The organism is Brevefilum fermentans, from assembly GCF_900184705.1.
In the GTDB taxonomy this organism is placed as follows: Bacteria; Chloroflexota; Anaerolineae; order Anaerolineales; family Anaerolineaceae; genus Brevifilum; species Brevifilum fermentans.
The window spans coordinates 137,104-161,931 of record NZ_LT859958.1; the positions used below are offsets into that span (position 1 = coordinate 137,104).

Consider the following 24,828-nt stretch of genomic DNA (forward strand, 5'->3'; position numbering starts at 1 on the left):
TCTGGAAATTAATAGGCCTGCCATCGGATAGAAAGCAGGATATATTAGGATATGAAACAACAAATCACATTTGCATTCGCTGCTGATCCTCATGTGGATTCTCTCCATACTAGGGATTGGTTAATCGAGGACCTGGGCAGGATCAGGGGTGTTGAATTTATCGTTATCGGCGGAGATCTCACCTGGTCTGGTAGCCTTCAAGAATTTAATTGGTACAAATCTGCAATAGAGACATCATTAGTGCCGGTTTATAGTGTGTTTGGCGGTCATGATGGTAATGAATTATTGTTTTCTGGTGCTGCTGATGCTATAGCAAATTACCGCAAGGCCCTTGGCAACCCATGGTATGCATTTGATGCTGGTCATGCCAGAGCAATGTGTACAATCCCACCCCTTGATTTTAATACACCTGGAGAGTTTGATTATTTAAAACCTGAACAATGGCAGATGCAAGAAAAGTGGTTAGCAGAAGAAATACAAAACCTTCCTGATGACAAACCCTTGCTTATGTTTCAGCATATGCCAACCACGCGGGATTGGCCCGCATATCTTGGTCTTAATCCATTGGCAGTATTCATGGGTCACTGGCATCTATTGAAGGTTTGGCGCCAGAATGGTACTTTATTTGCCTCAGTGCCACCTATTTCTGTTGCAGGGTATGGTGGTTTTCCGCGCGGTTATTTTCAATGCTCCTTAACTGGGCATGATTTAGAAATTCGCTTTAAAACATTGGATGAAAAACCTGCCCCTCATTTTTTTCTGGGTCAGAAGGATAATTCAGATAAAAGTGAGGTAAAAACCTCAGACTATGTGTGGGCGTTTGAAACTGGTGGGCACCACTTCTTAAACTCACCGGTATTGGTTGACAGGCGGGTTTATTTGGCTTATGTTCACGAGGATATTCAACACAGTACATTGATATGCATATCTGTTGATTCTGGTCAATGCATTTGGAAATCATTTATAAAGGGAGCCGTGTTCAGTACGCCTGTGGTGTCTTTAGACAAAGTACTGGTAATGACAGTAGATGGCACTCTGCGCGCCTTCAACCTGGAAGATGGAATACCCGTATGGACTGTGGCGGTGGACTCTAACGTTCACCGCTGGGCAATGGATGGGTTCTCAGTAAGTGATGAATTGGTTTTCCTTCGGACGACCGAGCATGTCGTGGCTATTCAGGTGAAGGATGGCGCAAATGTCTGGAAAACTTCTTTTAAACACCATGATTGGGTAGGATCGCGGGGGAAACCCCTGGCTTCAGCCACTTGTGTATTTGTACCAGCCGTACTTGGTAAAGGTGTAACCTGTTTCAACCGTATGAATGGCGAAGTGGTGTGGGAAACTGACGATCGTGATTGTCTTGAACGGTTGACCGGCGGTTTAGCGTTGGATCCATCAGAAGATAAATTATTCTGCGTAGCTTTTAATATTAAAGGAATTGAGACCCCAAAGACAACAGAAGAAGGTCGCTCTGGTTTTTCGTATGGCGGACTAATTGCGATAAACGCCAAAACAGGAGGAATCATTTGGCGTAATTTAATTAGCTCTCATAATTTTACCCACCCTGTTATCGCTGGCGAGTTAATTCTCCTGAGTGATACCGTCACTGGACGCTTAATAGCCGTTGATATTCATACAGGCGAAGAGCAATGGACGTTTAGAAGTGGCCCGCCGATTCAATGTGTGTCGGGGAATCGTCGGAATATGCCAGGGATTGCAGGTGCTCCTTCTGTTTTTGAAGACCAAGTGTATACAGGTGCTGCCGATGGAACCGTCTATGAACTGAAACTATCCGACGGCAAAGTTATTCGACAATTTTTTCTGGGTTCAGCAGTACATGCAACACCAGCAGTGAATCAACATTTGATTATTGTTCCAACAAGCAGTGGCACTGTGGTCGCGATCCATAGATAACCATCAAAGATGATTGATTCCCGATGAGACCCGAGCAAGATTTCAATGAGATGGAACAACGTAGATCTCATGTGACCTATGACGATCTATTGCAGGGTTTGTGGAAACTGGGCATTTCACCTGGCGATCATCTTGTGGTTCATTTGGCATTATCAAGTTTTGGTTATGTTGAAGGTGGGGTAAATACCCTTATTGACGTGCTTTTAAAAGTGATTGGAGAGGAAGGCACCTTATTAGCACCTTATTTTGTCAACTACAAAGATAGTGATGAACTATTTGATCTTAGTATTTTGCCTCCTCCAGTGACAGGTGCTTTGCCAGCGACATTGATCACCAGGTCTGGCGCCAGAATAAGTGCTCAGCCAAGCCATGCCGTCGTGGCGATAGGCGCGCTTTCTGAAGTTCTCACTCAAAATCAAATGTATAAAACGCCGGTTGGCATCGGCAGTCCTTTCGATAAATTAGCAAAAGCAAATGGAAAGGTGCTTTTATTGGGAGTTAACCAGAAAGCCAACACAATGATACATACCGGCGAAGCCTATGCTAATTTGCCCTTTTGGGGTAAGCCCAGGCCCGATTTGCCAGAGGGACGCTGGGTTAAACCATTGGGGGAGGAAAAGCGTTGGGTCAAATTGGTTGGTATTCCAGGTTGTAGTAGTGGTTTCGAAAAAATCACACCGTTTATTGAAGAACGCAACTTGATTCACTCAATCCGGATTGGTTCTGCCAATTGTCGGGTAATGAACGCCCAATCATTAATCCAGGCAGTGGTGGATTTCCTGAAAGAAGATCAACGGCGATTGTTTTGTGATCGCCCTTCATGTACATTTTGTAATTGGGCCTCCGAGTTTTTATAAACGGAGGCCCAAAAATATTTAAAAAGGATTAACCCCTTATGAAAATAGATGCACATGTTTTTATTGGCACAGGCAAACACCTTCAACTTTCTGTTGATGATTTATTACATCGCATGGACGATGCAGATGTTGGCATGGCAATTGTTAGCCCGGTCGACCATTACATTTCCGTAAACAATATACAAGGCAATGATTTGGTCATTAATGCGATTAAGACTCACCCCGATCGTTTGATAGGACGGGCAGTAGCGAACCCCTGGTATGGTGAAAAAGCCATCAAAGAATTAGAGCGAGCTTTTTCTGAAGGCTTAACGGGCTTAATGCTTCACGCACCTTATCAGGGGTTCAGATTATCGGATCACATCGTTGACCCCTTGCTCACTGTTGCTGAAAAATATCAGGCGCCGGTCTATGCACATACGGGAACTGCCGGCTTGGCAGAACCACTCCACGTTATCGAACTGGCAAGGCGGTTTCCAAAACTAAATTTCATTATGGGGCACTCCGGCTCAAGCGATTACAGTGAAGATGTTGTTTTCGCGAAGGAGTTCCTGGATAATGTCTGGCTGGAAACCTCTCGTAATGGCCCCGCTAATTTTAATATGTTTAAAATTCATGGGTTGACTCATCGAATCGTCTTTGGCAGCAGTGCACCTGAATATATCCCCAAAATCGAAATTGAAACCCTGTGTGATGTATTTACCGAAGCAGAAGATCAGACAAAGATATTGTCAGTGAATATTAGGGAAGCTTATCGCGGAAGGTTTATATCATGATTGTTGATGCCCACACCCATATCGGCCTTGAAATTCAAGGCTTCGTAGAAAATAAGAATATTTATGGTGTCAAGACGACATCGGAAGATCAATATTTAAAAGATTACAAAGCACTAGGTGTGCAAGCATGTTTTGTTTTTGCCTCTCATTCTTTCCGGCTTAATTCATTATGCCGGGCTGAAAATGAGGCGTTAGCGAAATTTAACCGTCAATATCCTGATCAGATTTATGCTTGGGGAACAGTCTCACCAGCCCTTGAAGAAAAGAAACTCCGTGAAGAAATTCGGTATGCAATTAAAGATTTAGGCCTGTACGGATTAAAATTTGTACCTATTTGTCAGGGGGTTTCGATAGCTAACCGGGGTTTTGACATCATCGCCGAGGAAGCGATTGACCTTGATGTCCCCGTGACGACACACGATGGTTCTCCAGAATATTGTTCTGCAATCCAGGTTGCTTATTATGCTCGAAAGTATCCTAAATTGCGAGTATTAAGTGCCCATGGTGGATTAAGAGAGTTATGGCCGGATTTCATCGATGCTGCAAAGGAGCTGCCAAACCTTTTCATCTGCCTCAGCGGTCCAACGCAATGGGGCATTCAATCACTATATGATGCCCTGGGGCCTGAGAAGTTGCTCTTTGGTAGTGATGGAGGGTGCGGACCTGCGTCAATCACTACCGCTTACTTGCGCCGGATTGATTTGATGGATGCACCTGAAGCGCATAAAAGAATGATCCTTGGCGAAAATGCTTTACGATTTATCAATAAAGAAATTTAATAACCGATGAAAACCTGTAAACTTGACGCCGATTTTAAGCAAGTCCTCGTTGACCATCTTTCTACGCCTATCGGCATTATAAGTCAAAGCAGCCCACGTGAGGGTGAAGAAGGCAATTTGCAACTATTAATTGTTGGCAGAATGACTCAAAATGGTTCGCGTGTGCATGCAACTCGGGTTCCTGGTTATTTTTCCCACCCGTTTTGCGATGATCCAGAACAAGATTATGAGAATCGACCATCTGTGATCGGTGAAATGGATATTTGTGTTGGTTTGCTGTAAGGAAATTATGACCGGGTGATTTTTACATTGATGATCTTTTTGGAAAAGAAGGGATGCAGGCTGCTCTCTTGAAAGGCATAGAACTCCAAACACCCGTTGAGCGGAAGGCTGTTCATGGTATTCTAGCTCAGGAAGTACCCGGATATATTACTATGATCGACGAGAAACTCGTTGTCTCGGAGGTGAAACGGGACCGTCAATGAGGAGGCATTGAGTCCAGTCGACAATTTGTTGATGACAAGGATTGCCATATGCTGAGAGAGGAAAAGTGAAAGAAAAGAAACAAAATCAGCGTTCTTACAGATTTTTTATCAAGGGATGGATGTTGCCTTGTTAAAATGGATGTTCTGCGCCTTTAGTACGATGTTTAAACAATTCTTAAATCACACCCGTTTCAATATTAACCAGATGTGTTAGAAGATATAAAGCATTATGTACAAAATAACAAGTAAGTGTTCTTCAATAATGCAAACTGATAACAACGGCGATTAATGACTATTGCATGGAGAGCTGAATTATTGTTTAACATCAGGAATACCATTAAAAATATGTTACGCCTTCCGCCTGAGCATAATGTCCATCCTCAGGTCAGGAAGGAATTCAAGAATAATTTTCTCTCGAATATGGTCTATATTGCCGTCTTTGATCTGGGAGAGAGCTTCATATCGACGAATACGATATTGCCAGTTTTTGTCAGCATGATCACCGAATCTGCGCTGATTGTGGGTATGGTGCCAGCTATAATCCGCTCCGGTTCTCTGATCCCGTCCTTTTTCTTGGCCCCTTATGTCAATGGTTTATCAAGAAAAATTCCTTTTGCGAAAACGACTGCTCGTATTTCTCATATATTGCCCTTCTACATATTAGCAGGAACGCCTTTTTTATTAATTTTTCTCCCGCCTGCGATTGTGGTCTGGATTTTTATGTTTGCTGTCTTGTTTCGGGGATTTTCAGTTGGTGTCTCAAATTTGCCCTGGTATGAGGCTATTGCGATCGTTATTCCTGGTCAGGTCAGAAGCCGATTCTTTGGTATCTCAGTTCTGGCTGCACAAGTTCTTGGGACAATCGGATCTGTTATCGCCGGGTTTATCCTGGCAAATCTTATTTTTCCCTTTAATTTTGGTGTTAACTTTTTGATCGGAGCCACTTTTATTAGTTTTTCGTTTTTTATGTTCAATAGAACAGTCGAACCTGAAGTGTTTGATGAACCCGACCCTCCACAACCTATCAGTAAAGAGAATAAATCCTTACTCGATTTTTCAAAAATAACCCTTGTGCTCCAGACTGATCATAATTTTCGAAAATTTATTGCAAGCAGATTATTATTCCAGCTCGGAAACATGCCAATTTATTATGTGGCAGTTTTTGGCATTAAAGAATTTAACCTGGGCAATGAATACGCTGCTGTTTTTTCCGTTATTTTAATCCTAAGCGGCATGGCTGGCAGCATATTATTATCCATGAAAGGAGACCAATTGGGTCCCCATGCAGTTCTTTTGTTAACGAGCTGGATTCGATTCTTGATGATTCTTGTGGCTTTACTGGCACCGACGATCGGATGGTATTACCTGGTGTTTGTATTTTTTGGGTTAGGTGAAGCAGCTATGAATATCAGTGAGCTGATTTTTGCAATGGAACTCGGTCCCGAGAGAGATCGGTCAATTTATATTGGGGTTTCGCGCAGTTTGCCGGGAATAAGTGTGTTGGCTTCCCCTGTCGTCGCTGGATTATTGGTCGATTCGATAGGGTATCGTATGATGTTCCTAGTCGCTTTAGTTTTATGTCTTATTGGGATTTTCATTCTGATGAGTGTTAAAGACACCAGAATAGTTTTAGGTCAATAATGTGCTTGATAAAAACGTTATCACCATTAAACGGAAAGCAAAGCAACAATGATGACAAATCGTAAACATCAGTTACCCCACGGAGACATGGATTATGAGCAAATTGTATTTTTCTGAACAGGGATACATTATTCCAACCCTGTGCGAAGAACTCACCACTTTTAGGCGGGCACGCAAAGTTCTTAACTTGCCAGCCACAAACCAAAACGCAAAATTATTCCTTCTCGCAAGGCCCTATCCTGGCACAGAATACCCCCTCAGAATTTCGGTTAACCAGGTGGAAATACAACCCTTATTATCGAAACATGCAAAGTCTTATATTTGGTTTGAAGTTCCTTTAGCCTCTAATCTTCTTAAGCAGGGTGAGAACATTTTTGAGTTTTGGAGCGACAGCACGGCTATGAATGCCTGGTCATTAGGACTTGAATCGGGCCATGCACACCCCAACAGTTTTATCAGTGATGATTGTGGCCAAAATTGGCGGGCAGAAAAAATGGGCTTCCAAAATGTTGTTTTGGGGGAATATGTTGTTCGGGTTAGGCTGGAAGAAGGTCAGGATCCCGACCCACCCCGGATGATTTGGGAAGATCTAACTTCGCCTCGAACTTTGAGCCTAAGAAAGCAATTGCCCGAACAAGCGATTCATGAGACAAATTTAATGAAACAGGTTCGTATCCTCACGGCATGGCTGAGCACATCCTGGCCGCATGTTGATACATATGTTTCCTCTTTGTATACCCCCTGGGATGCAGAGACGATCCTTGCTTGGGGAAAATATCAATTGGGGCATGACCAGAGAACACCCGTTACGATGTGCGTTCATTATGCAGTGGCATTTGTTTCATCCTGCATGGCTTTGCAGATTCCTGCCCGTTGTGTCATCGGTACGGACTCGATCAACGGTTTTGGCGGACATTTTTTGGCAGAAGTATGGTTCGAAGATTTCAATAAATGGGTTCTGGTTGATCCCAACCTTGATGTGATATTTGAAAAATCTGGCGTACCACTTTCACTCGATGAACTACGAGCCAGCGGAGATTCTGCTTTAGATCTGGCGGTTTGGGGACCTGGCACTCGTTACCAGAAGCGATTTCCTCATATTGAAGCCTTTATTAATAGTTCGCAAATACAAAGTACGCAATGGGCTGTTCACCGCAGTATTTGGCCTCGCACAGATTTTCTTACCCGCCCCGAGTTATCACCGCCCGCTCATGGGGCAACAGCATATAGTGAAATAAATCTCATTTGGGAAACGAAAGATCTGCATGAAGGTCTGGGGATGTTCCCATATTTCGCAGACAAAGAATATTTTAATAACAGGCCTGATTATTTGATGGTTTGATTGGAGCAACAAAATGAAAATTAAGCAATGCACCGCTTATAATCACAAGAATTGTGAAATAAGCCAAGAAAAATGGGCATCCTTTACTCGTCGAATGCAATCTGAAGATTGGCTTGTTGACGATACTTTAGTAAATGACTGGCATTCATTTGATTGTTTGCATTACAACAAGAATGATGGCCTGGTTTACGCAGGTCTGACCGCAATGAACGGTGATTTCTTTTACACTTTCAACCCTGAGAATGGTCATTTTGAATCGTTGAAATTCCCAAACACGGGTGATCGCTATGCCCATAAAATCCATTTTGGATTGCAGCAAGATTCTGCAGGCATTTTTTATGGAGGTGTTGCCACATTGAGCGATGTGGACATTTGGCCTAATGCACAGGGCGGACAGTTATTTCGATACAACCCGTCTAACAAGAAATATCAATTGTTAGGAATACCCATTCCCAATGACTATATTCAAGGTATAGTGCTTGATGAATGCAGAAACAGAATTTATGGGAATACATTTCCTGGTCGTAATCTTTTTTGTTTTGACATGGAAACAGGTAAAACTCGTATTCTGACAAATTTTGGTGCCACACTTTCAGAGGCTGTCATCATGGATACTTCAGGTGGGATTTGGCACAATTATCATCTGGCTCAATGGGCAAATCGGACCCCCTTATTGCGATATAGTCCTGAAACAGACTCGATAGAATTTCTTAACCTCGACCTTCCGGATGCGCAAAATCTTGGTAGAAGTACCATCGATTCATACGTCCGAACGGAAGATCAGAACGTTTATATTGGCGGAATTGATGGCTCTCTATCTATACTTTTGCCTGATGTCCCTTCGATCACTTATTTAGGAAGACCTGCGCCTGGAAAACGAATAAAAGGACTGGCAGAAGCGCCAAACGGGCTTATATTAGGCGTTGCGGGCTCGGAGTATAACACTGTTTTATTTTCATATCATCGTGATAAAAATTCTTTTGACATTCTTGGACCGGTACAAGACAGCCGGAATGGCAAACGTGCCTGGTTAGTTCACGATCTTTGTATGGTTGATGAAACCACGCTGGTCGCAGCCGAAACGGATAATCCTCACCGAGCAAGCAGTCTTTTTGTTTTGAGGTTGTCTGTTTAGGTTTGTTGGGTTGCTCATGAAAATTTTTCTCTTTTAGTCAGAGAAGGAAAACGCATAAGGAGATATGTAAATGGTTTTTGATGGCAAGATCTACTTCAACTATTCATTGGATTGTGAATTGCCACCGGAGCCCCCGTTTGGCGGACCCAAAACCTGGGAATTTGCTGAAGAATCAGTCACAGGATTCATTGAAGTTATGAATGATTGGGGTTTGCTTGATGGTGCTTCTCTATTTGTTTACCCGGATGTTGCCAGGAGGCAGTCGGCACTTTATCGGCAACTGGCAAATGAAGGTGTTGAAATTGCGTTACATCTCAATGGTATGCGTTATTCGAAAATGAAAACACCCGCCTGGTTAGGGTCTTTATCCTATGAAGATCAATATGAAGCCTTACGCATTGCCAAAGAAGATCTCGAAAATGTGATAGGAAAAGCCTGCCTGGGTTACCGCGCATGCTATACCAGTGCGAATGATGATACATTTCCTATCCTCGAAGCACTGGGGTTTTTATGGACAAGCACAACAGCCGTTGGGACTTACAAACCCGAAATATATGCCTGCTGGAAAGGAGGTTGGCCATTTCCACATTATGCTTCGCGGAAAAGCCGGCTCATTCCAGGAGATTTAAAGATCTATGAAATCCCAAAAACTCGAGGTCGCAGTGTGTTTTTCGAGAACAACCCTGACCGCCCATTAGATTTACGAGCGGAAACCAACCCAGCAATAATTGGTCCTGATGGTGAGAAATTCAGGATGGTGATTATGGAAAATCTTGAAGAAATGGAAAAATGTAACCAACCCATTCGAGTCATTATGAGCGGGAGCCATAATACCGGTCTCTTTGGCGACCGAAATAGTCTTTACTACAATAACTTACGGCTCTTTTGCCAAATCGCCAGGGATTGCTGTGAAGCATTGAGCTATGAATTTATTCCAAGTAGCTTCTTATCGGTTGCGTGTATTGCTCAAAAGCTGGATGTTTTTTAAACATATTTTTTCGAGGAAGTGAGCATGTTATTGCATCGGTTGGGAAAAGTGGACGTTGAACCTGCAGAGCCAGTTACTGTTGGATCGGTTGGTTAATGGATTTTTTCTGTTCAGTTGGAAGTTGTATGATCGATGAAAGTGGAGCGATAAAAGGCGATCAACGATGTGCCAGTGATTGGAAGGAACCCCAATTTGCAACGATGAGAGAATCGGGTAGCACAGCAGATTGGACAGGCAGCGACGCAAGACGATCCATGTATTTATTTTATATATAAGAAAAACAGGAACAATAAAACTTCACAAGAATATGAGTATGCCGCCTTCCGAAAATGGATTGCCTGTTTATAAGGCTGATGAGAAAATAACAACAGCAGAGAAATTAAGGAATCTTCCTTGGTATCTTGCGTTTGTCGCCTCAAACTCAGTGGCAATCAACTTAACATTCATTGGATCGATATTTGTTCTGTATCTTAATGAGCTGGGGTTTAACAAGACGTTATTAGGCGCCGTTCTTTCTTTGGTGCCATTTGTTAACATTTTCTCCATTTTTATTGCCGACAAAATTTCAGAAATCGGTGCTCGAAAAGCTTTTTTATCGAGTTTTGCAATTCGTTTTCTAATCTGGTTACCGATAATTCTTTCGCCCTGGGTCAGACAACAATTTGGTCAGGTAATGATGGCAATTTTGGTCATCGTCATCGTGTTTGTGTTTTCCTTTTTCCGAATGATTTCTTCAGTATCAATAATGCCTTGGAATCAGGAAATTATTCCCAAATCCATACGGGGGGTGTTCTCAGCCAAACAATTGGCGATATCCAATGCTATCAATATTCTTACAGTAGCATTGGCAGGTTTATATATCGCACGTTCAGAGGGTATTCAGCCTTTTAATATATTATTTGTCATTGGTGTGATTTTTGGCCTTATTTCAGCCTGGATTTGTACACGATTTCCTGGAGGGTCACCCAAACAAGGAATTGAAAAGCCATCCTCTATTGTTGAAAATTTTAGAATCCCTGTTAAAGATAAAAATTATATGAGGTTTGTCCATGGTATAGGATGGATAACTCTTGCGGAGTCACTGTTTTCATATGTGGCTTTATTCATGAATGAAGAAATTGGATTGAGCGCTGGGAACGTTGTGTTATTACAGACCGGAGTAATGGTAGGCGGTGTGTTAACGAGTTTTATCTGGGGTTGGGCTTCTGATCGCTATGGAAGTAAGCCAGTTTTGCAGATTAATATGGTTCTGACAGCAATTTTACCCATATTGTGGTTTATTACACCCTATCGATCAAATTTTAGTTTTATTGTCGCATTGGGGATTTCTTTAATTCAAGGAGCCTCTCAGATGGGACGTAATATTGGTGGAGCACGTCTACTCTATAATCGTTTGGTTCCGATTAAATTCAGCACTCCCTATTTTGCCCTGTACAACGCCAATTTAGGTTTGATGATGGGATTAAGTCAAGTATTTGGGGGCATACTATTGGATTCTTTGGACAATATCTCGGGGTCAATCAGACAATTCCCGATAAATTCCTATAGTATTCTATTTGGGCTGATATTAATTTTTTCGTTTATTGGAATTATGGTCATCATGACCGTAAAAAGTGAGGGTGAAGTTAGTGTGGGCGAGTTTGTCAGCTTATTCTTTAAGGGAAATCCTTTGCTTGCATTTGAATCGCTTATTGGTTACAGCCGACCTAAAAAGGAACGAGAAACTATTAACCTGACTGAGCGTTTGGGTAGAACCCAATCTTATTTGGTAATTGACGAATTGCTGTCGACATTAAAAGATCCCCGGTTTTTTGTGCGATATGAAGCAATTATCTCGATTGCCAGACATCATCCCCACCCAAAATTAACGGAAGCAATCATCGAGATTTTGAATGGCAATGATCCAGCTTTAAGTGTCATCAGCGCCTGGGCATTAGGACGCATAAAGGATCCCAAAGCTTTGGAAGCTTTGCGGCATTCCGCTGTTCATTCAGAGTATCGTTCCGTGCGTGCTCATTGTGTCAGGTCTTTAGGCGCTTTAGGAGATCGCGAATCCATACCCCTCATTTTGGCGTTATTTCAAAATGAAACAGATCGAGGATTATTACAAGCTTGCGCCTCTGCACTGGGGCATTTGGGTGAAGCCTCTGTTTTTGATGACCTCATCGATTTAATGCTCTCGAGTACCGTAAAGGAAAATCGGGATGAGTTACTATTAACACTGGCAAGGTTAATTGGAAACGAAGATGATTTTATCTTGATTCACAGACAGTTGACTGAAGATTTCTTCACCAATGCTTCTATCATCATACATGCTTTGCGGATTGGCACAGATACTGATCTTGATCCTTTATTAATTTCAACCTGTTCGTCCGAATTTGCAAAAGGAAATATGGAAAGTGCATCCCAGATGTTATTAGAAATCTCACACCGCTTATTTGAGGGAGCCGATAATGCATTATTAAATGCCTTGTTGCACAGGTTTTCAACCCATATCGAAGGAAACAATGAAAACCTGAGAAATTTATCATTGTTGATGATCTTTGCTGTTTTTAGCATTACTGAAAACAAGTAAATCTTAGCAGGTGTATTTTTTGATCGTGCTCCGTACACTTACTACAAAGGCTGTGCCTTTTTATCAATAGCCGCTGGATTTATACAGCCCATATGCGGATGGAACTTTATCAGCATGATCGGTTTGTTTTTACCACCAAAAAATATTCTATAAGCTGATTTTTCTTCGGGGGCAATTCCCCCAGGGTTATCATACCCGGGGGGATGGTTGGCATTCCATTGATTTACTGGGGTGAAAAAATGATGGGCCTGTTTCTATAAAGCGTATCCAGGACGGGTTAGCACTCACCATTCATCAACGCTCCTTGTGCCATTCTCAGCTTTTCTTCACCATTGAAATAAGTTTGACTATTTTAAATAATTAAGCAATAATATAAGTAAATCGTGTGAAGTATTGCTACTCCCATTAATGTCATATTCACAATCAAATCATTTCACTTTGGAGGACGCTATGAAAGCGTTAAAAATTGTTTTTGGTTTGTTGATCATCCTGGCGCTGATCAGCGCACCGGCGGTGATCGCCCAGGAGGGCGATTTCCCCTGGCGCGAGGCGCCACCCGAAGGCACCGTCTACGAGCCGTCTCCTGATTTTGATCCTTATCACCGGGTTGACGACAACCCGCCCATTGACGGCGACATCGAGCAGTTAATCGCTGAGAAACAGCAAGCGCTACTCGAAAGCGGCATCATGACTGAACTCCCTGAAATGGAGACCTTCACGCCTCCACCGCTTTCGCCGGAAGACATGGGTGGCATCGATGATGTTAAAGCGGACCCAGCCCTGCAGGAATCCTTATGGCCGGCAATCGAAGAGCAGAAGGAGGACGCCCCCCCCTCAGCAGACTCTCCGGAGGATGCAAGAGCGGTGAAAATGGTGGGGGCTCCCATTCCGATTGCCACAACGATTGATATCGATGAGTGGTGGCCGGCGGTGGCGCATGGCGGTGATCATTATCTGGTTGTCTACGTGAGACAGGGCAATATCTATGGAAAAGTTTATTCTAACACGGGCGAGTTAAAAAACACCATCACCATTGCTGATTGGGCAGCCGATTGTGAGTTTCCCTCCGTAGCCTATGAAGCAAAAAGCGGCCTGTTCGTGGTGGTCTATGAATATCATTTTTCATCCTCTGATTATGATGTTGTCATTCAGCTTGTCTCCCCGACGACTGGGAACATCGGGGATGCATATTGGGTCAGCAATAGTGTCTATCATGAATGGTACCCGGATGTGGCCTGCAAACACACCAACGGCACTTGCCTGATCGCCTTTCAGCATAACCAGGAGGGCCGAATCAAGGGTCGTTTCTATACCATTTCCAGCAGCGGGATAACTCACGGGAGCACCGTAAGAGACCTTTCGGATGCAACGGGCGCAAGTTTTCCTCACCTGGCCTGGGGCGTCGGGAGGGGCCTCTACATGGTCACTTATGATTGGTGGTCCGGTGTTAAGTATTCTGCCAGCTACACCAAGGTCTATGATCACCCGGTGGCCGGGGGCAACCAGTACGTTCATTTCGATTCCTACGTAGCCGCGACTTTCCCAAATGCCACGTTTAATAGCGATGTGACCTACGACCCCTGCACCGAGAAGTTTTTGGTCTCTTTCTACCACCTTTTTTCTTCTACCGATCGCGACCCGTGGGTTGTTGCCAAGCTTTCCACAACGAGTGCCGCGGGCTTTCCCCCGTTTACTATTGCCTATACGACTCAAAATGAGTATGAGGGCGGCATCAGCTTTGTGACCGACAGTCACCTGAAGCCCTTTTGTGGGTCCATGGACAATCTGGTTGTCACCTATATTAACGATTCGGTGGGAGTTAAGGCAGCAGAACTGCGCGGCAACAGCAGCACCACCAACCCGATCTATGTGCGGGACGCCACAAGCCTGCAGTTGATCGTAGATAAGAACTATGCGGTCTACAAGAATCAACGCACTGCCATATCAAGCGGATCGCAGAAGGGAGAGCTGTTCACCGCCTCTTCGGGGAAATGGGGTCCTCCATCACCTTGGACCGATCTTGATGTGGAAGGTCAAATTGTCGCAATTAGCGGGCGTGTATACATCCCGCTTTTACGGCGTTAAAAGGGCCAGGGAGTCGCGCCCAGCCGATCGTCGGCGACAGCAAATTTCGTTTGGTTAACAAGGTGTGCCCATCCCAGGGCACACCATCCATGCGGCTAACGCCCCGGCTTTCGCCCAGGAGATACGCTGACCAAAGCGGGGCAGGTTGTCGTAACCTGCCCCGGTGACCGACCGATGTTTTTAGGTTCAGCTAAAAAACGGTTGAAGCTACAGCCAGCCGCGCAGCTCCATCGCCTTAACCACTTTATCAATCGCCACCATGTAGGCGGCGTCGCGCATGTACACATCCTGCGCTTTGGACATATCGTACACCGAGGCGTAAGCCTGGGTCATTTTGTCATCCAATTTTTCCAGCACCTCGGTCTTGGTCCAGTAGAAGTTCATGTCATTCTGGACGCCCTCAAAGTACGAGGTGGTCACGCCTCCGGCGTTACACAGGAAGTCGGGGATCACAAAAATGCCGCGCGCTTTCAACACCTCATCTGCCTCAGGGGTGGTGGGACCGTTGGCGCCTTCAGCCAGGATCTTCACCCGGCTGTGGATCTTCTTGACTGATTCACCATTGACCTGTCCTTCCAGCGCCGCCGGGATGAGAACGTCCACCTCTTTGGCGATCCATTCATCGCCAGCTTCGATCGTATATCCGGCGCTTACCGCCTGGTCCTTGTTGATCGATCCATACTGATCGGTGATGCTCACTAAGAAATCCAGGTCGATGCCATCATCCTTGCAGACCGTATAAGAGGCGCGATCCTCACGATCCCAATAGCTGACACAGATCACCTTTCCGCCCAGTTGTTTGATAAAGCCTTCCGCCGCAAATTGAGCCACGTTGCCAAAGCCCTGGATCGCTGCCGTGGTCTTGGTCGGATCAATCTTGAGGTGCTTCATGGTTTCACGCACGGTGTAGATCACGCCGTAGCCTGTGGCTTCTCGCCGACCGAGGGAGCCGCCGCCGCCCACCGGCTTGCCGGTGATCACGCCCGGAGTGTACTGCCCGGTGATGGTCGAATATTCATCCATCATCCAGCCCATCATCTGCGCATTGGTGCCGACATCGGGCGCAGGAACGTCCTGCCGGGGTCCAATATTGCGCCAGATGCTGCGCACATACGCCCGGCACAGGCGCTCTTTTTCGTCCATGGACAGGGTTGCCGGGTCGACGACGATGCCGCCCTTGCCGCCGCCCAGGGGAATATCGGCAACGGCGCATTTCCAGGTCATCCACATGGCCAGGGCGCGCACGGTATCCGCGGTTTCACCCGGATGAAAGCGGATGCCGCCTTTCGCCGGTCCGCGGGCATCATTGTGCTGCACGCGATAGCCCTGAAACACGCGAATACTGCCATCGTCCATCTGCACCGGCAAGCGTAGATGATATTCTCGCAGCGGAAACCGCAGGATCTCCCTGACCTGCTGGTCGAGTCCCAAAAGGTCTGCAACCCGGTCAAATTGCTTCTGAGCCATGGTAAAAGCATTGGTATGTTCTGACATAATTTCTCCTATCAATTGATGTTTATTAAGTGTCTCTGATCAGTCTTTGCAGGCAGTCAACGCATCTGCGTGTTGGTCATGATTAATCATACATGGGCACCTCGAATGAAGACCCGCGCGAAATTTAGCTCAGTTGTCTCAGGGTTAAGAACATGCCTGCTCCGTCGAGTTCTGAATCGAATTTTACCATAACTGAGATTTGATTTTCCGTCAATATGCATGCTGTAAAGCCTTCCGGATGCCATTCATCATGGTTCCGCTATGCAGGCTTTCCGCTAAGGCGATCGCAAAGTCAAACACATCTGCCAGACCCATGATGATTCACACATTGTAGGTGGAAAATGGAACTCCAGGCGCAGAAAATGCGTCTATATGACGAAAGAAAGCAGAAGATTGATATTCAAATCGTTTTTGGAGGAAGAAATGTCTAAAAAATTAAATTTATTGTTCGTCAGCATCCTGATTTTGGGCGCACTGGCTGCCTGCTCGCCGAAAGCCCCGTTCACCAGCCCGGATAGTAGCCGCACACTTTCGGTCAACGGAATCGGTCGGGTCACCGTCGTCCCCAACATGGCAACGATCAACGTCGGCGTTCATTCCGAAGCGGAAGTCGTCACCGATGCCCTGGAGGCTAACAGCGCCCAGGCGAATGCCATTTCACAGGTTTTGCAAAAGATGGGAATTGAAGAAAAGGATATTCAAACCTCGAACTTCAATATCTATCCGAACGATCGCTGGAATCCCATGACCGGAGAGGTGGAAGGTCGCTACTTTGCGGTTGAAAACACCGTCAATGTGACCGTGCGCGATTTATCCACCCTGGGTGAGGTGCTCAACGCAGTTGTAGAGGCAGGCGCAAATTCGATCTACGGGATTAGCTTCAACGTTGACGATCGTTCAGCAGCGATTGCCGAGGCGCGCGATTTAGCGATTGCGGATGCAAAGGTTAAAGCCGAAGCGATTGCTGCCTCCGCCGGCGTCAAACTGGGCGAGATCATCAGCATCAGCGTCTATGAATCCAGCACGCCCATCGGTTTCTATGATGGTATGGGTGGGATGATGGCCGCAGAAATGGACGTCCCCATCGCTGCCGGCACGCTGAGCGTTGTAATGGAATGCAACGTCAGCTACGCCATCAAGTAAGTCGGGTTGCTAAAAACTCCACACAAATAGAGACATGCGTCTGGGCATGTCTCTTGTGGTTTAAGCGTTTTAAGTTTTCATAAAAACTGGTCCAATTTACTTCCTACTGAGTATACTACTTACCCTAATGGGATTTGTTTAAGTCGTCAACAAATTCTGGTTTAGGTTTTTTTAAAATAAAGCATTAAATTGGAGGTTTGAATGCAAATTGTAACCGACAGCGGCTATGACCTTTCACCGCAACAAGAAGAAGGCCTCCCGATTCATTCGCTGCCGCTTAAGCTCACCTTGAACAGCGTATCTTATCGCAGCGGGATTGACATCCAGCCGGAGGAGTTCTACTCGATGCTGGAAAATACCGACGATATGCCCACAACGTCAACCCCATCCCCGGGTGAATTTCTTGAACTCTACCAAAAAATTGCTGAAACCGATACGGACATCCTCTCCGTTCACATCTCATCGGGTCTGAGCGGTACACTTGGCGTGGCGCAGGTTGCAGCGAGCCAGCTACCACACCTCAATATTCAACTGGTCGATACCCGTACGCTTTCTGGTGAAATGGGCTGGCAGGTCGAAGCTGCCGGGCGGGGCGCCCTTGAAGGATGGTCGCTGGAGGCGGTATTACAGCGCCTGGCGCAGATCCGGGCAGCATCAGAGATCATCTTCACCCTGCCCAACCTCTCGTACCTGATCCACGGCGGGCGGATCAGCCACCTTAAGGGTTTGCTGGCTAACCTTCTGGGGATTAAACCCCTGATCGGGGTTGATAAAGCCGACGGCAAATATTATGAACGCGGCAAAGCCCGCACCTTCCAGCGCGCCATTCAAGCCATTCCCGCTTACATCGCCAGTAAATTTCCAGAAGGCACACACCTTCGCGCCCAGATCGGCCATGCGAACAATCCCGATGCCGCCAGCAAGCTGCGAGAAGCCACAGAAGCCCTTTTTAAATGTGATTGGCTGCCTGATTTCACAATCTCACCTGTTCTGGGCGCACATACCGGGCGAGGTTTGGTCGGCCTGGTCTTTGCGCCGTTGAGCAGCTTGCCCGCCTGAGAATCAGCATTAACCTGCGCCCAAATCAGGCACTAATGCCTGAATACAAACAAAATAAAACAACCCCGAGGGACAATCATACAGCTCCTCGGGGTTGCCGTGATATTAAGCGTGGCTTATGGCATGGGGTTATTATTCGCCCAATCATCACCGAGGATAAAAATAATATCAAAACCAACATCCACCTCGTCATTGTAGTGAATGTTGAGGGATGTTAACCCTGAAATTTCTGCCAGAAATTTTAATGCATAGGGCTTGCTGTTATACAGGAATATTTTGCTGAACACCGTATACTCAGCGTTGGTCTCTTCCACGACATTGATGCCCTGCTCACGCAGCCAAGCCGCAGTCTGAGCTGCCAGGCCGCCATACGAGGACCCATTGCGCACAGAAACCCGTGCACCTTCCTCAGCGATGATATCGCGCAGATCACCCTCTGCAACAGGACCAAAGACATCTCCATCACCAAAAAGCTCATCGCGCAATAAACGGATTTTATCGGGCATCGGTCTGAGAATATCGAGCCCATCTTCTGATACAGCCATGGTGGTATATTCATTGCTGATCATCCGCGATTTGATGTCCGCGCGGTCGATATCGAGAACGGACCAACCCAGTTTGATTACCTCGTTAACCGACAGGTTGGTGTGGATGCCGGCGGAGATATCGGCATAAATCTGCGGCGCTTTAGCCACCAGTTTGGGCATCATATCAAATTCAAGAATGCGGTCCCGTACAGCGATAATAAAAGCCTGCTGTCGTTTTGCCCGGCCAAAGTCGCCGGCTTCACCAGCCCGCGAGCGCACATAAGCCAGGGCATATTCGCCTGGCAATGTATAGATACCCGGTTCAATGGTAATGGTGTTATCCGGGCCGCGGCGGTCCAGCACCATGGGCTCGTCAAAGGTCAATTTGACACCGTCAATGTGGTCGATAAAATCCACAAACGCCTGAAAATCAATTTGAGCATAATATTGAATGGGTACCCCTAAAAGTTCTTCAACGGTTTTCATTGCCAAACCCGGACCACCGCCCGGTAAATTATAAACCTCCCCCAGGTAATACGCGGTGTTGATCTTGTGATAATCAAATCCAGGGATGGGCACCCACAGATCCCGGGGGATTGATAGCATGCCGGCCGTATCATTCAGGGGGTCAAAGGTCAATAAAATCATGGTATCGGTACGCGGGGTCTCTCCCGCTTCCCAATCCCGGTAGTCCAACCCCATTAAAAGAAGATTAATTCGACTGATTCCATCCCAGGGCTCTGGTGTGGGCAGGTTGGCAGAGGGGACATACCCGGACGACGTTTTATCTGAGGTTAAGCCTTCCTGATCCCCGTTCGTCAACTGTGCGTTTATGATCGGGTCACCAGGTAGTGAAAACGTCTGGTTGGTAGCCACGATGTGCCAGGCAAAACGAAAGCTGAAGAATGATCCGACCAGCCCCAGCACCACCAAGACGCCGAGAATAATCCGGGTCGTTCGGTCCTTAGGGAAATTACGGGCAATGTTTTTAAAGAAGGTTTTCAATTGACTCTTCGTGTGTAAAAAAATATTTCAAGCAACTGGCACTGAATTGCAACAAGCAACCCGGGTTCAGACATGATCAATGCAATCCAGGGAAAAATAAGCTACCCAAACTCCGCTATTTAATCGGTGGGGGAGGAATCGGCAGGTCAGCCTTGTCAGTCTCAATCCATTTATCGCCTTCGTCGATCAACATCACCGGGATATCCTCAACGATAGGATATTTTCGACCGCACTCCTGGCAAATCAGCCAGCATTCCTGAAAATATTCAAGCAATCCCTCACTGTTTTGAACACAACTTGGGCAGCGTAACATGTCGAGCAATTCTTGATTAACCATCGAGCCTCCAGTAATCCAGCATCAGGTGCGTTCCTGAGCGACAGATTTTATTTTAATCTATCTCATCTGATCCGTCTACCACTTCAGATTAAGCCGTTCAATCTGATTTTTGCTCCGGGATGCCTTCCGTGCCGGGTCCATATTCGAAGATCGCCTGCCAGGGCTCGAAATGTGTGTAGAAGGCATCGGAAAAATAAACCTGGTCGTGCAGATAAACGGTGCGGGTGACACTGACATTCGCGCCATCAGCAGCGTAATCAACCTGCTTGATCGTGCCTTTGGGCAGGTCGGGATTCTCGCGATAAAGGGGGTCTGGCGCTTTAACAATGTTTGTCGGCCCTGTGGTATGCCAGTCCACAGTGCGCCCGGTGTTGGTGGAATAAAATTTCCAGGTCAGTGAAGCGCTTCCCACATAAGTTTCCATCAAAAGCCAGTGATCCGTGTCATTGGTGAACTTAAGATCAACAAACGGCACATAAACGGTGGCATCCAAACCGGCTAAATTGGGGTCTCGAGCGCCGTTGCTCAACAGCTCATAATACCCAACCCGGTAGGAATGGGCATGGCGCTCGTTGATGGGAAAGCCGGCAAAAAAGGCCGCCCGGAAGAGAGTAGTGCTCACCTGGCAAATCCCGCCACCGATGCCCTGGATGGTCTGGTCCCCGTAGATTATGGGCGCTTCAGCATAGCCGTTATCCAGGCTGATATTGCCCAATGCCTCTGCCATAGAAAAGGTCTCCCAGGGTGCGATCAACAAGCCATGAAAGCGACTGGCGCCGGCGCGGATATTTTGCACGCGGGTGCTTCCCGAATCAAAGAAATAAGAGGTGTATGTCTGCACCTGCTCGACAATTCCCAGCTCTTCCCCGGTCATATCATCGGTCACTGGCGGCTTGAGGGTGGTGAAGGTTAATGGGACCTCATGTACACCGTTTAGCAGTTCCGCATTGATATTCTCAATCGTTGTTTCGATATCCAAATCTCGACCGATGACTGCGGGTTCCAGCACCTCTAACTGCCGCGTATCGTCGTTGAAGATAAAGCGTGCATTGACCGGGTTGACAAACAAGCCGGGCGCCAGGCTGCTGAGGTAAATGCGGAACAAGTCCTGATTAATCCCCACCTGATACAAGGTTTCGTCCCCGTCATCAACACGTAAAATGGTCAGCATCCCCGCCAGATCGCCGGGGGCAATCGACCAGGATTGGCTTTCATCTTCACCGGTAGCCGGCGCGGTCAGTACCAGGTGATCGCTGAGGATCTTGCGAGCCTGCTTTGCCGGGAGTTCAACATCCATGATCATCGGTTGTGTTTCATGCACAATCAGGTCGATCGGTGCATCTTCCATCTGCACAAGATGGGTCGCAACTTCTGACAGCGCTGCTGAAAGGTCAACTTCAAGCCCCACCTGGCCGCTGACCACGGACACATCGGTATTGTCTAAGCTCAGGGATGCTTCGACCACCGGGCGATCGATTTCTTCAGCAATGGATTGCAGCACCTGCAAAGCAACCCGCTCATCGTAAAGCGCAACAGGTGCAATTTGCACTCCGGTAAACCAGGCGCTGGCTTTCTCGATCAGGTTTGCGCCAAACCAGCCGCCGCGACCCACGTCAAACGCCTTTTCAGCACTGGATGAGGGGTCAACGCGATAACCCAGCTCAGCAGGCGTGAAGCGCCACTCCTGATCCTGGTAAGTGAACTGGAGCGTGCCCTGCTGCCTGAATTGGAGCGCATCGGCTAATTTTTCGTTGGTCTCTTCAAGGGTCATTCCGGATAAGTCAATATTTTGCACGTGCACACCCGGGTAAACCCGATCCGCATAGGCAACCTCGTAGCCCACCAATGCAGCGATGAGAGCCAGGCTAAAAATCACCCCGGCAATGGGCAATGCCCACAAAATGCGCAGCAGCGGTTGTTGGGATGGATTTGTTCGGTCATTGTTGTTGATCATGGTTTTCGATTGTACCGTATAGGTCTTAAAAATGTGTTAGAAAAAGGTTTTGCAAGGAGTAAGACGTTTGCAGATCGGTAAAGGTTCCTCAACCAGGCTCCCATCAGTATCAAGGATACTTTCTCGTTTATAATAAGACAAACCAGATTAAACAGGAAAGGCAGACCAAGTTATGACCCTTCAAATGGTTTTATTGATCATCATTATTCTGGCTGCGCTGGTTCTATTTTCGATTGAGTTCTTGCCCGCCGATGTCATCGCTTTGGGGTTGATGATGGCTTTGATCCTCACCGGCATCCTGCCCGCCAGAACTGCCTTCGCTGGCTTTGGCAGCGATACCTCCTTGATGATATTGGGGATATTGATTTTAACCGCGGCCCTGGTGCACACCGGCATCGTGCAGATTCTTTCACAGAAGATTATTCAGTCGGTCGGCGATGATAAAAAACGGCTGTTTTGGATCATCACCGGCTCTGCAGGGATTATTAGCTCATTTATATCCAACACAGCCGCAGCAGCCTTTTTCACCCCGATGACAATCGGATTATCAAGGCGCTTGAAAATCAACCCTTCGAAAATGTTAATGCCGATGGCTTTTGCAACCATCCTTGCCAGTTCGGTCACGCTGGTTGCTACATCGACCAATGTGGTCGTCAGCGGGCAATTAACTCAATATGGGCTACCTCCCCTGGGTATGTTCGAGATGACGGCTGTAGGCGTTCCCATTTTAATCGTTGGCTTACTGTACATGTACTTCATCGGACAGCACCTCATCCCGATTCGGGAAACCAAAAGTCAGGATCCGCAACAGGAGATCCTCTCATACCTATCAGAAATTAAAATCACCCCAGACTCCCCCTGGGCTGGTAAATCGCTACAGGAAATCGGTTTAGGCAAGGAATACGACCTGTATGCTCTGCGAATATTAAAAGAAACGGGCATCCACGTAGAACCGCGTTCATATACCATCCTCCATCCGGGTGATCGCGTATTGGTTGAGGGCAACAAAACCGACCTGATGACCTTACGCGAGAAGAACCTGGTGGCTTTTACCGGTGAATTTGACCCGCAATCCGATATTTCGAAGACCCTCTCCCTGGCGGAAGTGATCCTGCTTCCCGGGTCGCCATTGATCGGTCGCACGCTGCGAGGGCTTAATTTCAGGGATCGCTATGGGCTGCAGGTGCTGGGTATCAACCGCAAAGGCGAGACCATCCGCCGCCGGATCAGCCTGACCCGGTTGCAAGTTGGCGATCAACTGCTGCTTCAGGGCAACCCGGAAACGATCCGTGGATTGGGAAAGAATATCAGTTTCAGGGTGATCAGCGGCGAATTAGAATCCTTGCCTGAAACCAGAAAAGCACCCCTGGCGCTGGCCATTTTTGGAGGCGTGATTCTGCTGGTCTCGGTCAATGTGCTGACACTGACTGTGGGCGTTATGCTGGGCGCCTTAATTGCCTTTATTACCCGCTGCATCACCCCTGAGGAAGCCTACCGCCAGGTGAACTGGGGCGCATGGTTGCTGATTGCCTGTATGCTATCATTGGGCCGAGCCATGGAGGTAACCGGTCTGGCGACACTGCTGGCAGATCAGATTGTGGCACTGATCGGGGTGTCTCATCCGCTGCTGCTGCTATCGACGTTCTTTTTTCTGTCAATGCTATTAACCCAGCCCATGTCGAACCAAGCTGCTGCGGTCATTGTCACGCCGGTTGCCATGCAGGCTGCTGCAAATTTGAACCTCAATCCCCGCGCCTTTGCCATCATGATCGCCATTGGCGCCAGCAATTCCTTCATCACCCCCCTGGAGCCGGCGTGTTTGATGGTCTATGGACCGGGCAATTACCGATTTTTTGATTTTCTCAAAGTGGGCGCCATGCTCACCGTTTTGATCTTTGGGGTTGCAATTTTAATGGTGCCCTGGTTGTGGCCATTGTGACCGGGCAAATCAACTATGCTTAATAACCGAGATTTTTCAATAAGGCACCTGTGCGCGTGATAGCCCGCTCGGAAGCCCTTAATTGTCGGTCAGGTCCTGCCCTGTTCCTCCAGCTCAGCCAGCGTCGCACTGGAATGTGACAAAAGCGAGCGCAATTTGCTATAACGGATCGGTTCTGCTAAAAGGTCAGCCGGATTACCCAGCGGCTCCCGCCACGTAAACAAAAAAGCCCCGTTCACCGGTGGTGCGGGGCTATTTTTTGATTGATATCGACACGCTAACGGGCTGCCGGGCCGATGTATTTGGCTTTGCCAAAACCAAGGATCATCATAAAGATAAAATTAAAGAACACCAACCCCAATCCGAACCCGGTGCTCTTACCAAAGGAGCGAGCAAGATCAAAGCTGATTATGAAAATCGCAACCAGATTTACAATTGGGATCAACAGCAAAATCAGCCACCAACCGGGCCTCCCGACGATTTCCAACAGCACGAACAGGTTGTAAATGGGGACTATAGCCGCCCAGCCAGGCTTGCCTGCCTTGGTATAGACTTTCCACGTCGCTACCAGGATCAGAATACCCAGCACTAAGCCAATTAATCCGCCCAGCAACCCACCAATCGCTCCAACAACCGATGAGATTTGATCTTCCTGAGCCAGGACATCCAACAAATAAGGCAAAAACGGTAACATATTTCTTTTCCTTTCAATTGACTTTCTTTAATCAGTGTAATTCAGACAAATCTTATTATATTTGTAAACTATAAAAATGTCAATATTTTTGTAAATGTA

At 46.8% G+C, this 24,828-nt stretch carries 19 protein-coding genes; 14 read left to right on the forward strand and 5 right to left on the reverse strand.

From position 1 onward, the window contains the following. Positions 1 to 51 precede the first annotated feature (51 nt). The 11 genes from CFX1CAM_RS00595 to CFX1CAM_RS00645 all read left to right on the forward strand — a co-directional run bounded on the left by CFX1CAM_RS00595 (position 52) and on the right by CFX1CAM_RS00645 (position 14,577). Positions 52 to 1,914: an outer membrane protein assembly factor BamB family protein gene (locus CFX1CAM_RS00595; RefSeq protein WP_087861142.1), complete on the forward strand. Its 1,863-nt coding sequence runs from the start codon at positions 52 to 54 to the stop codon at positions 1,912 to 1,914. Between the two features lie 98 nt (positions 1,915 to 2,012). Beyond that, positions 2,013 to 2,771 carry an AAC(3) family N-acetyltransferase gene (locus CFX1CAM_RS00600; RefSeq protein WP_157891619.1) on the forward strand — a complete coding sequence of 253 codons (759 nt, stop codon included), beginning with the start codon at positions 2,013 to 2,015 and terminating at the stop codon, positions 2,769 to 2,771. 38 nt (positions 2,772 to 2,809) lie between these two features. Continuing rightward, complete coding sequence (locus CFX1CAM_RS00605) at positions 2,810 to 3,547, forward strand: amidohydrolase family protein (protein ID WP_087861144.1); 738 nt, start codon at positions 2,810 to 2,812, stop codon at positions 3,545 to 3,547. Then, positions 3,544 to 4,326 carry an amidohydrolase family protein gene (locus tag CFX1CAM_RS00610; protein ID WP_087861145.1) on the forward strand — a complete coding sequence of 261 codons (783 nt, stop codon included), beginning with the start codon at positions 3,544 to 3,546 and terminating at the stop codon, positions 4,324 to 4,326. The genes CFX1CAM_RS00605 and CFX1CAM_RS00610 overlap by 4 nt, the downstream gene beginning before the upstream one ends. Before the next feature lie 6 nt (positions 4,327 to 4,332). Continuing rightward, a complete protein-coding gene (locus tag CFX1CAM_RS00615) occupies positions 4,333 to 4,608 on the forward strand; it encodes an LSm family protein (protein WP_087861146.1) in 276 nt (91 codons plus the stop codon). A gap of 491 nt (positions 4,609 to 5,099) precedes the next feature. Beyond that, on the forward strand, positions 5,100 to 6,452 hold the full coding sequence (locus CFX1CAM_RS00620; RefSeq protein WP_087861147.1) for an MFS transporter: 1,353 nt from the start codon (positions 5,100 to 5,102) through the stop codon (positions 6,450 to 6,452). A gap of 94 nt (positions 6,453 to 6,546) precedes the next feature. Next, positions 6,547 to 7,794, forward strand: coding sequence for a transglutaminase-like domain-containing protein (locus CFX1CAM_RS00625; protein WP_087861148.1), 1,248 nt, complete (start codon positions 6,547 to 6,549; stop codon positions 7,792 to 7,794). Between the two features lie 13 nt (positions 7,795 to 7,807). Next, entirely contained in the window at positions 7,808 to 8,929 is a 1,122-nt protein-coding gene (locus CFX1CAM_RS00630; protein ID WP_087861149.1) for a ligand-binding sensor domain-containing protein, read from the forward strand. Between the two features lie 70 nt (positions 8,930 to 8,999). Beyond that, entirely contained in the window at positions 9,000 to 9,917 is a 918-nt protein-coding gene (locus CFX1CAM_RS00635) for a polysaccharide deacetylase family protein (RefSeq protein WP_087861150.1), read from the forward strand. A 313-nt stretch (positions 9,918 to 10,230) separates the two neighbouring features. Continuing rightward, complete coding sequence (locus CFX1CAM_RS00640; RefSeq protein WP_162287638.1) at positions 10,231 to 12,492, forward strand: MFS transporter; 2,262 nt, start codon at positions 10,231 to 10,233, stop codon at positions 12,490 to 12,492. Positions 12,493 to 12,942: 450 nt separating this feature from the next. Beyond that, on the forward strand, positions 12,943 to 14,577 hold the full coding sequence (locus CFX1CAM_RS00645) for a hypothetical protein (protein ID WP_087861152.1): 1,635 nt from the start codon (positions 12,943 to 12,945) through the stop codon (positions 14,575 to 14,577). 207 nt (positions 14,578 to 14,784) lie between these two features. Here the strand turns inward: CFX1CAM_RS00645 and CFX1CAM_RS00650 are convergent, their stop codons facing one another. Beyond that, the gene (locus CFX1CAM_RS00650) at positions 14,785 to 16,071 is read right to left on the reverse strand and encodes a Glu/Leu/Phe/Val family dehydrogenase (protein WP_087861153.1); all 1,287 of its coding nucleotides are present in this window, start codon (positions 16,069 to 16,071) and stop codon (positions 14,785 to 14,787) included. A 423-nt stretch (positions 16,072 to 16,494) separates the two neighbouring features. On the opposite strand from CFX1CAM_RS00650, the gene CFX1CAM_RS00655 reads away from it, so the two are divergent. Together CFX1CAM_RS00655 and CFX1CAM_RS00660 are read left to right on the forward strand one after the other, a co-directional pair. Beyond that, positions 16,495 to 17,214, forward strand: a complete 720-nt coding sequence (locus tag CFX1CAM_RS00655; protein WP_157891622.1) for an SIMPL domain-containing protein — start codon at positions 16,495 to 16,497, stop codon at positions 17,212 to 17,214. A 201-nt stretch (positions 17,215 to 17,415) separates the two neighbouring features. Next, positions 17,416 to 18,273, forward strand: coding sequence for a DegV family protein (locus CFX1CAM_RS00660; protein WP_087861155.1), 858 nt, complete (start codon positions 17,416 to 17,418; stop codon positions 18,271 to 18,273). Between the two features lie 116 nt (positions 18,274 to 18,389). Here the strand turns inward: CFX1CAM_RS00660 and CFX1CAM_RS00665 are convergent, their stop codons facing one another. The 3 genes from CFX1CAM_RS00665 to CFX1CAM_RS00675 all read right to left on the reverse strand — a co-directional run bounded on the left by CFX1CAM_RS00665 (position 18,390) and on the right by CFX1CAM_RS00675 (position 22,096). Beyond that, positions 18,390 to 19,805: an LCP family protein gene (locus CFX1CAM_RS00665; protein ID WP_087861156.1), complete on the reverse strand. Its 1,416-nt coding sequence runs from the start codon at positions 19,803 to 19,805 to the stop codon at positions 18,390 to 18,392. A 115-nt stretch (positions 19,806 to 19,920) separates the two neighbouring features. After that, positions 19,921 to 20,142: a Trm112 family protein gene (locus tag CFX1CAM_RS00670; protein ID WP_087861157.1), complete on the reverse strand. Its 222-nt coding sequence runs from the start codon at positions 20,140 to 20,142 to the stop codon at positions 19,921 to 19,923. A 97-nt stretch (positions 20,143 to 20,239) separates the two neighbouring features. After that, on the reverse strand, positions 20,240 to 22,096 hold the full coding sequence (locus tag CFX1CAM_RS00675; protein ID WP_087861158.1) for a VanW family protein: 1,857 nt from the start codon (positions 22,094 to 22,096) through the stop codon (positions 20,240 to 20,242). 172 nt (positions 22,097 to 22,268) lie between these two features. Between CFX1CAM_RS00675 and CFX1CAM_RS00680 the strand changes: the two genes are divergently transcribed. Continuing rightward, complete coding sequence (locus CFX1CAM_RS00680) at positions 22,269 to 24,035, forward strand: SLC13 family permease (RefSeq protein ID WP_087861159.1); 1,767 nt, start codon at positions 22,269 to 22,271, stop codon at positions 24,033 to 24,035. A gap of 277 nt (positions 24,036 to 24,312) precedes the next feature. On the opposite strand, the gene CFX1CAM_RS00685 is transcribed toward CFX1CAM_RS00680, so the two are convergent. Further along, a complete protein-coding gene (locus tag CFX1CAM_RS00685; RefSeq protein ID WP_197687139.1) occupies positions 24,313 to 24,729 on the reverse strand; it encodes a DUF5684 domain-containing protein in 417 nt (138 codons plus the stop codon). Positions 24,730 to 24,828: the final 99 nt, after the last annotated feature.

Coding starts and splice junctions, on each gene's coding strand:
- CFX1CAM_RS00625 (WP_087861148.1), top strand. CDS start 6,547: ATGAGCAAATTGTATTTTTCTGAACAGGGATACATTATTCCAACCCTG.
- CFX1CAM_RS00640 (WP_162287638.1), top strand. CDS start 10,231: ATGCCGCCTTCCGAAAATGGATTGCCTGTTTATAAGGCTGATGAGAAA.
- CFX1CAM_RS00630 (WP_087861149.1), top strand. CDS start 7,808: ATGAAAATTAAGCAATGCACCGCTTATAATCACAAGAATTGTGAAATA.
- CFX1CAM_RS00670 (WP_087861157.1), bottom strand. CDS start 20,142: ATGGTTAATCAAGAATTGCTCGACATGTTACGCTGCCCAAGTTGTGTT.
- CFX1CAM_RS00660 (WP_087861155.1), top strand. CDS start 17,416: ATGCAAATTGTAACCGACAGCGGCTATGACCTTTCACCGCAACAAGAA.
- CFX1CAM_RS00615 (WP_087861146.1), top strand. CDS start 4,333: ATGAAAACCTGTAAACTTGACGCCGATTTTAAGCAAGTCCTCGTTGAC.
- CFX1CAM_RS00620 (WP_087861147.1), top strand. CDS start 5,100: ATGACTATTGCATGGAGAGCTGAATTATTGTTTAACATCAGGAATACC.
- CFX1CAM_RS00595 (WP_087861142.1), top strand. CDS start 52: ATGAAACAACAAATCACATTTGCATTCGCTGCTGATCCTCATGTGGAT.
- CFX1CAM_RS00685 (WP_197687139.1), bottom strand. CDS start 24,729: ATGTTACCGTTTTTGCCTTATTTGTTGGATGTCCTGGCTCAGGAAGAT.
- CFX1CAM_RS00650 (WP_087861153.1), bottom strand. CDS start 16,071: ATGTCAGAACATACCAATGCTTTTACCATGGCTCAGAAGCAATTTGAC.
- CFX1CAM_RS00675 (WP_087861158.1), bottom strand. CDS start 22,096: ATGATCAACAACAATGACCGAACAAATCCATCCCAACAACCGCTGCTG.
- CFX1CAM_RS00655 (WP_157891622.1), top strand. CDS start 16,495: ATGTCTAAAAAATTAAATTTATTGTTCGTCAGCATCCTGATTTTGGGC.
- CFX1CAM_RS00635 (WP_087861150.1), top strand. CDS start 9,000: ATGGTTTTTGATGGCAAGATCTACTTCAACTATTCATTGGATTGTGAA.
- CFX1CAM_RS00610 (WP_087861145.1), top strand. CDS start 3,544: ATGATTGTTGATGCCCACACCCATATCGGCCTTGAAATTCAAGGCTTC.
- CFX1CAM_RS00605 (WP_087861144.1), top strand. CDS start 2,810: ATGAAAATAGATGCACATGTTTTTATTGGCACAGGCAAACACCTTCAA.
- CFX1CAM_RS00645 (WP_087861152.1), top strand. CDS start 12,943: ATGAAAGCGTTAAAAATTGTTTTTGGTTTGTTGATCATCCTGGCGCTG.
- CFX1CAM_RS00680 (WP_087861159.1), top strand. CDS start 22,269: ATGACCCTTCAAATGGTTTTATTGATCATCATTATTCTGGCTGCGCTG.